This is a genomic window from Phytohabitans houttuyneae (assembly GCF_011764425.1).
GTDB classification, from domain to species: Bacteria; Actinomycetota; Actinomycetes; order Mycobacteriales; family Micromonosporaceae; genus Phytohabitans; species Phytohabitans houttuyneae.
The window spans coordinates 152,882-166,011 of the sequence record NZ_BLPF01000001.1; the positions used below are offsets into that span (position 1 = coordinate 152,882).

The window sequence follows — 13,130 nt, forward strand, 5'->3', positions numbered from 1 at the left end:
GATCACCAGCCGCGGCCCGGACCGGCAGCCCCGGCTCGGCGACAGCTACCCACACCGTATCGACGACCACAGCCACAGTGCCTACACCGACCCCCTGGCGGACCGCACCCAAGGGTCGCGATCTAGGTATACCTAGTGGCTCCTTACGCCCCTCACCGGCGCCGCCTAAGCCCCTCTGAGCGGCCAAGATACGAAAGCGCTCCCGATGTGGCGGACCCACCTGCCGGCCGACGATGGACACATCGCAGGGGAAACCACAAGGGAGAGAACAATGTTGATGCACCCGGATCTCGGTCTGGCCATGGCGAACGACCGCCACCGCGAGCTCGTCGCCGAAGCTGACCGTGAGCGTCTGCTGGCCACCGCGCGGCGGTCGTGGCGTGCGCGACGCGGGCCGAAAGCGGCGCCCGTGCGCGGCCAACCCGCCGGTACGCTGGCCTCGTGCGAGCCGTCCGTGGCAGTGCCAGCCCGGTGATGATCGGGCGCGAACGCGAGCTGCGTCGACTGGCGCAGCTCGCGTCGGCGCGCGTGCCGGCGGTGGCTGTCGTCGCGGGCGAGCCCGGCATCGGCAAGACGCGGCTGGTGCAGGAGTTGCTCGACGCGTTGCCGCCCGAGACGGTGGTCCTGGTCGGGCAGGCGGAGCCCGGCTCGCTGTCGCGGCCTTACGAGGTGCTGCTGGACGCGATCGACGGGCGGGCCGAGGTCGACGATGAGCATCTCGCCGCGCTCGCCGACCCCAAGCGCAGCCCGGTCGAGCGGCTGCACACCGGCCTCGCGATCCTCGCCGACCTGGTCGGCGACGCGCCCGCCGTGATCGTGTTCGAGGATCTGCACTGGGCCGACTCGGAGAGCGCCGCCCTGTTCGAGCGGATCGCCGACCAGCGCGGGCCGCGCCTGCTCGTCGGCACGTACCGGCCGGACGAAGTGACCCGCCGCCAGCCGGTGGCCGGCCTCCTCGCCCGCCTGGAGCGGCGGCACACGGTCACGCACGTGCGGCTCGACCGGCTCAGCACCTCGCAGACGGCGGCGATGCTGGCTGCCGCGACCGGCGGCCCCGTGCCCATGCGCGCGGCCACCGCGCTGCACCACCGCACCGGCGGCAACCCGTTCTTCCTGGAGGAGCTGCTGCGCAGCATGCCCGGCTGCCAGCTCGACGACCTCGTCGACCAGCCGCTGCCGTGGAGCCTCGCCGACCTGCTGCGCCGCCAGACCGACGACCTCGACCCGGTCAGCCACCGCGTGGTGGAGGCGGCCGCGGTGCTCGGCCACCGGATCCCGTTCGACCTGCTCGCCGGCGTCACCGGCGCCAGCGAGGACGAGCTGATCCGCGTGCTGCGCGACCTCGTCACGCGCGGTGTGCTCGTGGAGTCCGGCGAAGACGAGTTCGCGTTCCGGCACGCGCTGTTCCGCGAGGCGATCGCCGACCAGATGCTCGGCCGCCAGCGCCGCCGGCTGCACGAGGCCGCGCTCGACGTGCTCCTGCACGGCGGCTCGTCCGACCCGGCCATGGTGGCCCACCACGCGCGCGGCGCCGGGCGGTACGACGACATGGTGGCCGCCACCCGCCGCGGCACCGCGCTGTACCTGTCGATCGGCTCCGCCTACCAGGCCCTCCAGCTCGCCGAGATGGGCCTGGAGGAGGTGCCGGACGACCCGGAGCTGCTGTCCGCCGCCGCCCGCGCGGCTTGGCTGGCCGGGCTGCTCGACGACGCCGTGCGGTACGGGCGGCGCTGGCGCGACGGCGCCCCCACCACCACCGACCGCGCCGAGTCGCACTACCTGCTGGTCCGCCTCGCGTGGGAGTCGCGCGAGTGGGACGAGATGGCCGACCTGACGCGCGGCATCGAGGCGCTGATCGAAGAGCTGCCGCCCGGCGCCGACCAGGCCCGCGCGATGACCGCGGTCGCGCAGTCCTCGATGCTCCGCGACGACCTGCCGGCCACGCTGCGCTGGACCGAGCGGGCGATGGCGCTCGCCGACGAGTTCGACCTGCCGCAGGTGCGCCTCGCCGCGCTGGTGGAAAAGGGCTCGGCGCTCGTCGAGGTGCCGGCCCGCGCGGCCGAGGGCGGGCGATCCTCTCCGGCCTCGTCGACGAGGCGGAGAAGGCCGGCGAGTGGGTGCTTGCCGCCCGCGCGCTGAGCAACCTCGTGCAGGGCGAGCCGCCCGAGTCGCCGGCCGAGTTCGCCGAGGTGCTGGAGCGGATGCGCACCGACGCCGAGCGGGCCGGTTTCGAGTCGCTGGCCGTCGCCGGCTACTTCCAGGGGCGGGCCCGCCTCGCCATGCGCGCCGGCGACCTCAAGGCCGGCATCGAGGCGCTGGAGGAGGGGCGGGAGCAGGACCGAGGCTTCCTGCGGCGCGGCCGGTGGGCCGACTACCACGGCGTCTTCCTGGCCGGGCTGTACCTGGAGGCCGGCGAGCTGGACAACGTCGACCGGGTCGTCGCCGAGCTCGCCGCCGTGCCCGGCGTGCCGCGCACCTCGATGCTGGGCCTCAGGTTCCATCTGGCCTGCCGCCGCGGCGACCGCGCCACCGCCGAGTCCACTTTGGACCTGCTGCTGACCGAGACGGCCGAGCAGGGATGGCGCAGCGGCTCGATGGCGCACGACCTGATCTCCGCCGGGCTGGAGCTGGGCCTCCCGCTCGAACGGCTCGACCAGATGGCCGCCGGCCTGATCGACGACAGCAGCTGGGACGCCTACCGCACGCTCGTCGACGCGCAGCTCGCCGAGGCGCGGGGGCGGCACGCCGAGGCCCTCCCCGCGTACCTGTCCATCGTGGACGCCGACATCCTCCCGCCGCCGACCCGCGGCACGGTGCGGCTCGGCGCCGCCCGCTGCCTGCTCGCCGCCGACCGCCGCGACGAGGCCACCGCACAGGTCGACGCGGCCGCGGGGGTGCTCGCCGGGTGGGGCGGGTGGCGGGTGGCCCAGCTGGAGCAGGCGCGGGCGATGCTCGGCCTGGCACCGGCCGACGCGCCCGCGGCGGTCACCGGGCCGGCGGCGCTGACCCCGCGCGAGCGCGAGGTGGCACTGCTGATCAGCGACGGGCTGACCAACAGCGAGCTGGCCCGCCGGCTGTACATCTCACCGAAGACCGCCGCCGTGCACGTCTCCAACATCCTCCGGAAACTGGGCGTGTCGTCCCGGACGGAGGTGGCCGACGTCGTCGGCCGCGCCGGGTAGCCAGTCGTCGCTGGTGACGTCGATGCCACGCCGCCGGCGCGGCGCGGGCGGCGTGGGTGCGGCGGCCGGCGCGGCCGGCTTGGACTTGGGCTTGCGGGTCGCGGCGAAGGCGGCGAGCGCTGTCGTGATCGGCACCGCCGCGATCAGGCCCATCGTGCCGACCACGCTGCGCACGATCTCCTGGGAGAGCATCTGCGACGTGAGCGACTCGCCGAGGCGCGCGTTGCCGGCGGCGAGCAGGATCAGCAGCGGCAGCGAGGCGCCCGCGTACGCCAGCACCAGCGTGTTGATGACCGACGTGATGTGCGCCCGCCCGACGCGGGCCGCCGCGCGGTAGAGGCGGGTCGCCGACAGCGCCGGGTTGGCGTGGGCCAGTTCGCTGACCGTGACCGCCTGGGTGACCGCCACGTCGTCGAGCACGCCCAGCGAACCGATCAGGATGCCGGCCAGCAGCAGCCCCTGCATGTTGACGTCGGAGTACGCGATCGTCAGGAAGTTCGTCTCCTCCGTGCCCACCCCGGTCAGGTGCAGCGCGGCGGTGGCGGCGGCCGCGAGCAGGCCGGTGAGCGTGAGGCTGGCGAGCGTGCCGAGCACCGCCACCGTCGTCGGCACCGTGAAACCGTGCGTCAGGTACAGCACCGACAGCATGATCGCCGTCGAGCCGACGACGGCGACAAGCAGCGGCGAACGCCCGTCCAGGATCGCCGGCACGATAAAGAACAGCAGCACCCCGAACGTGATCGCCAACCCACCCAACGCCGCCAGCCCGCGCAGCCGCCCAAACGCGACGACCGCCAGCGCGAACGCCACCACCAGCACCCACAGCCCATTGCCGCGCTGGTGGTCAAGGATCTGGTAAGCCACGCCACTGGCCGTACCCTCGGTGTGGATCAGCGTGAGATGGTCACCCTCACCCACCTCCGGCGAGCCCGGGCCGCGCGGCTTGTCCGTCTCGATCTGCTGCCCCTTGTCGGGCCCGGACGTGAGCTTGATCGTGACGGTGCCACACTCCTGCGGCCCTCCGCGCGGCACGACCTGCGGGCTGTCGGGCAGCTCCGGGCAGGGCGTGATGGCGACCGCGACCACGTCGCCCGTGACCTGCGCCTCCCCCGCCGCCTGGTCGCCGCCCACGTCACCACGCGGCCACAGCAACGCCATCGCCGCGACAGTCGCCGCCGCCGCGACGGCGAGCACGATCAGCGCCGTCCGCCCCGCCCGCTGGTGGTGCGGCCGGTCGCCGCCGTGCGTGTGCGAGTGGGCGTGGCCGCCGGGTCCGAGATCAGCCATCGCGCAAAACTATCGTCCCGCGCCGGGGTGAGGCCGCGGGGTCGGCGCCGGGCCGCGTTCCTTTGCGGGTATTTTGCCCCGGTCCGTGCCAGCTGCGGACCGTTCGCTCCCGCGGGCACCGCTCCGACCGGCGGCGAGCTTGGCGCTCGCCGAGACCCCCGGCCTCCACTGCCAGCCCCGCGCGACAAGACCCCACGCGTCGCCGGCCTTGCTCGCGCCACCGAGCGGCGGGGTGCCTGCTTTCGCGAGTGAGATACGGGGGTGCGCCCGGTCCGTGCGCGGGTGTAGGCGCCCGCGGAGCGAGGTGCGGTTGCCGGCTGCGGTAACCCCGATGCCGTCGGTGTCGAGGTCGGTGGGCCCGTTCACGGCGCGGCAGGTCGCACCCCGGGCTGGGCACGGCCAAGGCGCCGTCGAAGATCTCCCGAACGGTTACCGCCCCGGGGCCAGCATGAACAAGATCTAGACCAGCACCACGACTCGGTCTGTCCCCGCGAGCGCTGAGGAGTGATGCGCTCCGTTGCACGGTCTCGCCACTCGTCCTTCGCCGTCGCCCCTGGGGGCTTCGGCCTGGCTCAGCGCGGGACGCGGCGCGCGCAGCACCCCAGCAGATTCCTTGATCAGCGGCGGCGCAGGAGGGAATCGAAGAGATCGTGGACGGCCACTGCCCCTCCAGGGGCAGCTAACGACCACGATCTCGACGCAACGGCCTCGATCAAGGAAGTGGCACGCGGTCCACGGCTGGGTCTGTCCCCGCGAGCCCGGCAGCGCAGGTGGTCCGGTCCGGGCCGCCGGTAGGCCGACAAGCTCACCAGGCCGACCGAGTCCTCACATGTGATCATGGTTAAGCAAGAACAAATCACCCAAACTGCCGCGCAGGCCATGGCCGACGCAGCTGAGGCCATGATCACGCCTGGGCGGCTCGCATCGAGAGGTGACGAGGTGTGCGAGGGCGGTCAGCGCAGCGAGGCCACGCAGGGGCAACGGTCTCGGTGCGGTGACCGGGGATGTGGACCGTGGTGGCCACCGCACCAGGCCCTTTCGAGAGTCCCGTGCCGGGTTGTGCCAGGCCCGGCAACGGCTGTGGCGCGCCCGTTGGAGCAGCGGCTAGTCGCGGTGGTCGCCGGTAGCGCCGTCCAGCAACTCGCGGACGATGTCCATGTGGCCGGCGTGGCGGGCGGTCTCCTCGACCATGTGGAGCAAAGCCCACCGCATCGTTACCGCCTCGCCGAACCACGCCGTGCCGGTGTCCTCCAGCTCGACCTCGGCGATCACCTTGTCGGCCGCGGCCCGGGCGCGGGCGTAGAAGGCCAGCACGTCGGCGGTGGTCTCCCCCGGCTCGATCCGCAGGTCGGCCTCGGGGTCGGCGTCGTCGAACGGCAGCGGCTCGGTCTCGCGCCCGAAGGTCTCGCAGAACCACGCGTACTCGTTCGCCGCGAGGTGCTTGACGAGGCCGAGCAGGTTGGTGCCCGACGGTGTCAGCGGGCGCCGCAGCCGCTCGTCGTCGAGGCCCTCCAGCTTCCACAGCACGACCTCGCGGTGGCGGTCGAGGCTCGCCTGGAGGCTTTCCTTCTCACCGCCGGTGAACGGCACACGGATGACCATGCCGCGGACCGTAACACCCCCGACGACACTCTCCCGCGGGTTTCGTGGTGTGACCCGCCGCTCACCGCCCGTACTCCATCGATGCACGTCGCCCCGTGCGGGGCGCGGGTCGCGTACCATCTGCCGGCGTGACCCAGCCACCGAGACAGTTCGCCGACGAGGCGCCGACCGTGCAGTTCGCCCGGTTCGGCGGTCCGGCCGCGCCGGGCGGGGCCGACCCGCTCGGCCCGCCGCAGGCACCGGCCCGGAGCCGGAAGCGGATCTTCCTCGCGGGCGGGATCACCGCCGCCGTCCTGGTCGCCGTCGGCGGTTCGGCCGCTTACGGGTACGCGGGCGAGGTGCCCCGCGGCACGACCGTGCTCGGCATCGAGCTGGGCGCGAAGAGCAAGGCCGACGCCGCCTCCGCCCTCCGCGCCGGCCTCGCCGGCAAGTCCGACCGCCTGGAGGCGCCGCTGCCGGTGCGCCTGGGCGAGCGGGTCGTGGAGGTCAAGCCGGCCGACGTGGGCCTCACGGTCGACGTCGACGCGACGGTTGCCGCGGCGGCGGACAGCGGTGGCGGGCCGTTCAGCCGGCTCTTCGGCTCGCGCGAGGTGGCGCCGGTCGTCGCCGTCGACGCGGCCAAGGCCGACGAGGTGCTGCGCGGCGCGCTCGGCAAGGACGCGCAGGCGATGAAGATGCCGGCCGTCACGTTCTCCGGCACCACGCCGAAGGCGACCTACCCCAAGCCCGGCAAGGGCCTCGACGCGGAAAAGTCGGCGCAGGCGCTGCGCGAGGGCTGGTTCGGCATCCACCCGGTGGCGGTGCCGCTGGTCGAGGTGCACCCCGTGACCACGTCCGAAGAGGTCGACAAGCTCGTCGCCGACCTGGCCCGGCCGGCGGTCGCGGGCCCGGTCACGGTGACGACCGAGCGCGGCGCGGTCACGATCCCGGCGAGCGCGATCGCGAAGAGCCTGGTGCTCACCGCCGACAAGAGCGGCAAGATCAACCCGAGGGTCGACGAGAAGAAGCTGCGCGCCGCGCTCGCCGGCCCGCTCGCCAAGGTCGAGGTCGCCGCCAAGGACGCGACCATCGCGCTCAAGGCGGGAAAGCCCGCGGTCGTGCCGGGCGTCGACGGCCACCGACTCGACACCGCCGCGCTGAGCAAGGATCTGCTGTCCGTGCTGCCCAAGGCCGACGGCCGTACCGTCGCCGGCACGATGACCACCGCGAAGCCGAAGGTCACCGAGGAGGCCGTCGCCAAGCTCGGGGTCAAGGAGAAGGTCTCGACCTTCACCACGAAGTTTCCCGGCGGCCTCTCCTCGCCCCGCAGCCAAAACATCGTGCTGGTCTCCAAGGAGACCAAGGGCGCGTTCGTGATGCCGGGCGCCACGTTCTCGCTGAACACGCACACGGGCGAGCGCAGCTACCCGCAGGGGTACAAGGACGCGCCGACGATCGTGGGCGGCAAGCTCGTGCCGGGCGCGGGCGGCGGGGTGTCGCAGTTCGTGACCACGCTGTTCAACGCGACGTACTACGCGGGCCTCGAAGACGTGGAGCACAAGCCGCACTCGTACTACTTCAGCCGCTACCCCGCGGTCATCGAGTCGACGATCTACCCGCCGCACCTGGATTTCCGCTTCCGCAACAACACGCCGTACGGGGTGTTGATCGACACGTCGTACACGTCGAGCACGATCACCGTGTCGATCTGGAGCACGAAGATCTACGAGAGCGTCAAGACCGAGTGGGGGCCGCGGCGCAACATCACCCAGCCGCAGACCAAGTACCTGGAGCCCGGCCCCGACTGCATCGAGACGAGCGGCCTGCCCGGCTTCAGCCAGGACGCGTGGCGGATCTTCCGCAAGGACGGCAAGGAGACGAAGCGGGAGAAGTTCAGCTGGACGTACCAGGCAGAACCACGCTTTATCTGCGCCAAACAACCCGGTTAGACCATATCGGACATACGCTGAAATAAGATCTCCCACCGTGACGATCCACTCGTCCGGTCTTCAAAGGGGGATCCATGGCCCGCCGCCGCCTGGTCGCAGCCGCCGCCATCGCCGTGCTCGTACCGCTGTCGGTCCTTCCCGCGGCGGCCGGGCCGGCGCGTCCTGAGGCGAGCCCCGGGGTGCCGGCGGGCAGCGACGTCCGGGAGCTGACCCGCGAGGACTTCACGCTCGACGGCCGGCCGGTGCGCACCCCCGGCCGCTACGACGCCAAGGCCCGGGCCCGCTCCGGCACGAGGCCCGCCGCGGACACGCCACCGGTCGGCACCCGGCGGCAGTGGCTGGGCATCGACGACGTCGAGGGCAAGATCTACCGCAAGGACTACACGCTGCGCGGCGTCGGCCGGCACATCGAGGTGTGGGTCGCCGACGACCTCGCCTTCCCGGACGGCGACTGCCGCGCCCGCGTGCCGGGCAGCACCGAGGTCACCGGCGCTCAGGTGGCCGACCTGGTCGCGCGGTTCGACACGAACATGTACCCGAAGGAGACCGCCGCCTTCAGCACGCCGCCGGACCGCGACGGCACCGCGCCCCGCCTCGGCCCCGACGCCAGCGGTGACGGCGGCGTCTACACCGGCGCCGGCGACCGCACCGTCACGCTCGTCGACAACGTGCGCGACGCCAACTTCTACGACTTCCCGGCCGCGCCCACATACGTCGCCGGCTTCTTCTCCGCGCAGCTCAACGACCTCTTCGACCGCAACGTGATGACGATCGACGCGTTCGACTGGGCACACCGCACCGGTGCCAACCCGCCGAGCGCGCCGACCGGCGACCTGTGCACCAGCCGGCCGGCCCGCCCCCACCTGTACGAGGGCACGTTCGCGCACGAGTGGCAGCACCTGCTGCAGCACTACACCGACGCGGTCGAGAGCACGTGGGTCAACGAGGGCCTCTCCGACTTCGCGCAGACGCTCACCGGGTACGCGGACGCGCGCGCCACCGTCGCCCAGCGCGGCGCCGACGGCCACATCTTCTGCTTCCAGGGCTTCGGCACGGTCCGCACCGACTTCAACACCAACCCCCGCGACTGCGGCGGCCCGGAGAACTCCCTCACCCTCTGGGACGAGAGCCCGAACCCGAACGCGACGCTCGCCGACTACGGCAACGCGTACTCCTTCATGCTCTTCCTCCACGACCGCTACGGCACCGGCTTCATCTCGCGGCTGCACCGCGACGGCGAGCGCCAGGGGCTGGCGAGCGTGGCGGCGGCGCTGAAGGCCGAGGGCGTACGCGACCTGTACGAGGTCGTGCACGATTACCAGTCGATGGTGCTGCTCGACCGGCTCGTGCCGCGGTGGCGGGTGCTCGGCGTCGCGAAGAGCCGCGTCACCACCCGCGGCCTCCGCTCGACCGTCAACACCGCCAACCCGGCGATCAACGCCACGCCCGGCGCCGCGCCGAACGGCGCCGACTACGTGCCCCTCACCGTGCCCGGCCGCGACCTGCGCTCGGTGCGCTTCGAGGGCGCCCGCACGCTCCCGCCGCTCCCCCTCACCTGGAGCGTCGTCGGCGATGCCCCGGACCGGCCGGGCGACGCGGTGCTGTGGTCGGGCGACGGCGACAGCCTCGACAGCGCCGCGGTCACCCGGGTGAAGGTGCCGGCCCCCGGGGCGACACTGCGGCTGCTGGCCAAGTACGGCGCCGAGAAGGGCTTCGACCACGGGTACGTGACGGTCTCCACCGACGGCGGGAAGACGTACACGCCGGTGGCCGGGGACAAGACCGTCGAGGGTCCGCTGGGGCCGGCCTTGACCGGGACGACCGGCGGCTTCGTGCCGCACACGTTCGACCTTTCCCGGTACGCCGGCCGCACGGTGCTGCTCGGCTTCCGCTACGTCAGCGACGGCGCCGTCGACGAGGGCGGCCTGCGCATCGACGACGTGCGGCTCGGCGGCGCGTTGGTCAGTGACGGCGCGAGCGTGGCCGGCTTCGACTCGCCGACCGAGGTGCGGGCGACCGCCGTGCACAACTGGAACCTGCGCCTGATCGGCCTCGACGGCGAGCGCGAGATGGCGGTGCAGCTGGAGATCGACGGCCGTCACTCGGTCGACCTGGACCCGGCGCGGCTCGCGGCGCTGCGGCCGTTTCCGCGGGTGGTCGCGGTCGTCGCGTACGACGAGCCGACGGAGCGGATCGGCCAGTACGCCCCGTACACGCTGACGGTCAACGGCGAACGCCAGCCGGGCGGCCAGAGCGCGGCCGGCTAGCTACTGGTCGGCGGCGCGGCGGTCGTACGCAACGCGGGCCGCGGCGATCTCCTCCTGGTGCTCCTCGGTCCAGGTGACCAGCGACTTGATGGTCTCGTGCAGCGTGCAGCCGAGGTCGGTCAGCGCGTACTCCACCTTGGGGGGCACCACCGGGTAGACCGTGCGCTCGACGAGGCCGTCGCGCTCGAGCTGGCGCAGCGTGACGGTCAGCATGCGCTGGCTGATCCCGTCGATCTTGTGGCGCAGCTCCGTGAAGCGCAGCGTGCGCCGCTCCAGCAGCGCGATCACCAGCAGCGACCACTTGTCGGCCACCCGGTCGAGGATCTGGCGGACCTCGCAGTCCTCCCGGGTGTCCCACTGGAAGGGGTCGGAGTCGCCGGCGTCGTCGGTGACCTCGCAGCGACTGAGTGACTTCAAAGTGCCTTCTTCCACGACTCCTGATGTTGCCGCAGGATTCTCATGGTTACAAGAGGGAACCGACAAGCATTCGAGTAACTGGGAGCGGGACACGTGACGACACAACCGACAAGACGGGCCTGGGCGGTCCTCTTCGTCCTCTGCGGCGCCATCTTCCTGGAGGGCATCGACGTCTCGATGCTCGGCGTCGCCCTCCCGTCCATCCGCGCCGACCTGGGCATGTCCACCGGCGCGCTCTCCTGGGTGGTCAGCGCCTACGTCCTGGGGTACGGCGGCTTCATGCTCCTCGGCGGCCGCGCGGCGGACCTCTGGGGCGCCGGAGGGTCTTCCTCGTCTGCCTCGGCGTGTTCATCCTCTTCTCCGGCCTGGGCGGGCTGGCGCAGGAAGGGTGGGTGCTGATCACCGCCCGGTTCGTGACCGGGGTCGCGGCCGCGTTCATGACGCCGGCCGGCCTCTCGATCATCACGACGACATTCGCGGAGGGGCCCATGCGAAACAAGGCCCTCCTCGTGTACGCGGGCACCGCGGCCGGCGGCTTCTCGCTCGGCATGTTCGTCGGCGGGCTGCTGACGGCGGCGAGCTGGCGGTGGGTGTTCTTCGCGCCGGTGATCCTGGCCACCGCGATCCTCGTCGCCGGTGTGCGCCTCATCCCCCGCGTCGCCGCCACCCGCGGGGACCGGCGCGAGGGCTTCGACCTCGCCGGCGCCGTCACCATCACCGCCGCGATGCTGCTGGTGGTACTCACCGTCGTGCGCGCGCCGGACGTGCACCTCGGCTGGACGGCCACCACGCTGGGCGCGAGCGCGGCGCTGCTGCTCGCGTTCGTGGCGATCGAACGGCGCTCCGCGGCGCCTCTGGTCCGCCTCGGCCTGCTGCGCTCCGCCCCGCTGGTGCGCGCCAACCTGGGTGCGATGGCGCTGACCGGATCGTTCTTCGGGTTCCAGTTCGTCACCGTGCTGTACCTGCAGGAGCTGCGCGAGTGGTCCACAGTGGAGACCGGCCTCGCGCTGATGCTCGTCGGCATCGACTCGGTGCTCGCACCCACGCTCACGCCGCGGCTGGTCGAGCGGTGGGGCAACGTGCGCGTGATCTTCGGAGGCTTCCTGCTGGCGGCCGTGGCGTACGCGCTCTTCCTGCCGCTGGGCACCGACTGGACGTACCCGATGATGCTCCCGACCCTGATCCTGACCGGCCTGGCGTTCGCGCTGGCCTACGGTCCGCTGACGATCGCCGCCACCGACGGGGTCGCGGAGGCGGAGCAGGGCGTGGCCGGCGGGCTGCTGAACTCGTCCTTCCAGTTCGGCAGCGCGCTCGGCCTCGCCCTGGTCACGGCCGTCAACGTGGCGGTCACCGAGCCCGGCCGGGAGCTCGACGGGTACCGCGCGGCCCTGGTCGTGCCGGTCGTGGCCGCACTGGCCGGCGCGGCCGTCATGGCGGTCGGGCTGCGCCGCCGCGCTCCCCGCACGCAGGAGGAGCGGGAGGCGGTCATGGTATGAGCAGCAGCTTTCCGGTGGTGCGCCGGGACTCGAGGTCGGCGTGGGCCCGCGCCGCCTCGGCGAGCGGGTAGCGTGCGCCGACGGTCACCTTCAGGGTGCCGTCGGCGACCCATCGCAGCACGTCGCCGGCGCGGCGGCGCAGCTCCTCCTCCGTGGCGACGAAGTGCATCAGCGACGGCCGGGTCAGCGACAGGGAGCCGCCGGCCTGCAGGCGGTTGACGTCGAAGGGTGCGGGCGGGCCGCTCGCGTACCCGAACAGGACCAGCGTCCCGCGCACCCGGAGGCTGGCCAGGCTGTCGTCGAAGGTGTCCCGCCCCACCCCGTCGTACACGGCGGCGACGCCGGCGCCACCGGTCAGCTCGCGGACCCGCTCGGCCACACCCCGGTACCCGATGACCTCCGCGGCGCCGGCGGCGCGGGCGAGCTCCTCCTTCTCGGGCGTGGACACGGTGCCGATCACCCGCGCGCCGAGGCTGGTGGCGAGCTGGGTGAGCAGCAGACCCATGCCCCGGCGGCGGCGTGCACCAGCACCGTGTCGCCGGCCTTGACCGGGTAGCTGTCGTACAGCAGGTAGTGGGCGGTCATGCCCTGCAGCAGCACGGCCGCCGCCTGCTCGTCGGTCACGCCGTCCGGGACCCGCACGGCGCGATGCGCGGGCGCGAGCGCGAACTGGGCGTAGGCGCCGGCGAGGTTGGTGGAGACCACCCGATCGCCGATCTTGGGCTCGGTGACGCCCGGCCCGACCGCCTCGACCACGCCGGCTCCCTCCGAGCCGGGCACGAGCGGCAGCTGCACCGGGTAGAGGCCGCTGCGCTGGTAGATCTCGACGAAGTTGACGCCGACCGCGCTGATGCGCACCAGGACCTGACCGTCGCCGGGCTCGGGCGTCGGCAGCTCAGTCGGTGTCAGCACCTCGGGCCCGCCCTGCGCGGCCAGCTGGATGGTGTCCAT

The 13,130-nt window shown here is 72.8% G+C and carries 9 protein-coding genes and 1 pseudogene; 5 read left to right on the forward strand and 5 right to left on the reverse strand.

Going from position 1 to position 13,130, the window contains the following annotated elements; all coding sequences use genetic code 11:
* Positions 1–441: 441 nt before the first annotated feature.
* Both Phou_RS52015 and Phou_RS52020 read left to right on the forward strand, forming a co-directional pair.
* Positions 442–2,139, forward strand: coding sequence for an ATP-binding protein (locus tag Phou_RS52015; protein ID WP_246273101.1), 1,698 nt, complete (start codon positions 442–444; stop codon positions 2,137–2,139).
* The gene (locus Phou_RS52020) at positions 2,118–3,182 is read left to right on the forward strand and encodes a helix-turn-helix transcriptional regulator (protein ID WP_246273102.1); all 1,065 of its coding nucleotides are present in this window, start codon (positions 2,118–2,120) and stop codon (positions 3,180–3,182) included. Before Phou_RS52015 ends, Phou_RS52020 begins: the two co-directional genes overlap by 22 nt.
* Here Phou_RS52020 and Phou_RS00700 read toward each other — a convergent pair.
* Both Phou_RS00700 and Phou_RS00705 read right to left on the reverse strand, forming a co-directional pair.
* The gene (locus tag Phou_RS00700; protein WP_246273103.1) at positions 3,084–4,469 is read right to left on the reverse strand and encodes a YibE/F family protein; all 1,386 of its coding nucleotides are present in this window, start codon (positions 4,467–4,469) and stop codon (positions 3,084–3,086) included. The genes Phou_RS52020 and Phou_RS00700 overlap by 99 nt on opposite strands.
* 1,104 nt (positions 4,470–5,573) lie before the next feature.
* Positions 5,574–6,071 (reverse strand): DinB family protein, encoded by a 498-nt coding sequence (locus Phou_RS00705; RefSeq protein ID WP_173052595.1) that lies wholly within the window; start codon positions 6,069–6,071, stop codon positions 5,574–5,576.
* 128 nt (positions 6,072–6,199) lie between these two features.
* Between Phou_RS00705 and Phou_RS00710 the strand changes: the two genes are divergently transcribed.
* Positions 6,200–7,999, forward strand: coding sequence for a VanW family protein (locus Phou_RS00710; RefSeq protein ID WP_173052597.1), 1,800 nt, complete (start codon positions 6,200–6,202; stop codon positions 7,997–7,999).
* Positions 8,000–8,073: 74 nt separating this feature from the next.
* Positions 8,074–10,266 (forward strand): M6 family metallopeptidase, encoded by a 2,193-nt coding sequence (locus Phou_RS00715; RefSeq protein ID WP_173052599.1) that lies wholly within the window; start codon positions 8,074–8,076, stop codon positions 10,264–10,266.
* Here Phou_RS00715 and Phou_RS00720 read toward each other — a convergent pair whose 3' ends face one another.
* Positions 10,267–10,683, reverse strand: a complete 417-nt coding sequence (locus Phou_RS00720; RefSeq protein ID WP_246273104.1) for a winged helix-turn-helix transcriptional regulator — start codon at positions 10,681–10,683, stop codon at positions 10,267–10,269.
* A gap of 177 nt (positions 10,684–10,860) precedes the next feature.
* Here Phou_RS00720 and Phou_RS00725 point away from each other — a divergent pair.
* Positions 10,861–12,179, forward strand: a pseudogene (locus tag Phou_RS00725) (MFS transporter).
* On the opposite strand, the gene Phou_RS52025 reads toward Phou_RS00725, so the two are convergent.
* Both Phou_RS52025 and Phou_RS52030 read right to left on the reverse strand, forming a co-directional pair.
* Positions 12,169–12,684 (reverse strand): zinc-binding dehydrogenase, encoded by a 516-nt coding sequence (locus tag Phou_RS52025; protein ID WP_246273105.1) that lies wholly within the window; start codon positions 12,682–12,684, stop codon positions 12,169–12,171. The pseudogene Phou_RS00725 and the gene Phou_RS52025 overlap by 11 nt on opposite strands.
* Positions 12,636–13,130: an alcohol dehydrogenase catalytic domain-containing protein gene (locus tag Phou_RS52030; RefSeq protein WP_246273106.1), complete on the reverse strand. Its 495-nt coding sequence runs from the start codon at positions 13,128–13,130 to the stop codon at positions 12,636–12,638. Before Phou_RS52030 ends, Phou_RS52025 begins: the two co-directional genes overlap by 49 nt.

Coding starts and splice junctions, on each gene's coding strand:
- Phou_RS52025 (WP_246273105.1), bottom strand. CDS start 12,684: ATGGGTCTGCTGCTCACCCAGCTCGCCACCAGCCTCGGCGCGCGGGTG.
- Phou_RS52030 (WP_246273106.1), bottom strand. CDS start 13,130: ATGGACACCATCCAGCTGGCCGCGCAGGGCGGGCCCGAGGTGCTGACA.
- Phou_RS00705 (WP_173052595.1), bottom strand. CDS start 6,071: ATGGTCATCCGTGTGCCGTTCACCGGCGGTGAGAAGGAAAGCCTCCAG.
- Phou_RS00715 (WP_173052599.1), top strand. CDS start 8,074: ATGGCCCGCCGCCGCCTGGTCGCAGCCGCCGCCATCGCCGTGCTCGTA.
- Phou_RS00700 (WP_246273103.1), bottom strand. CDS start 4,469: ATGGCTGATCTCGGACCCGGCGGCCACGCCCACTCGCACACGCACGGC.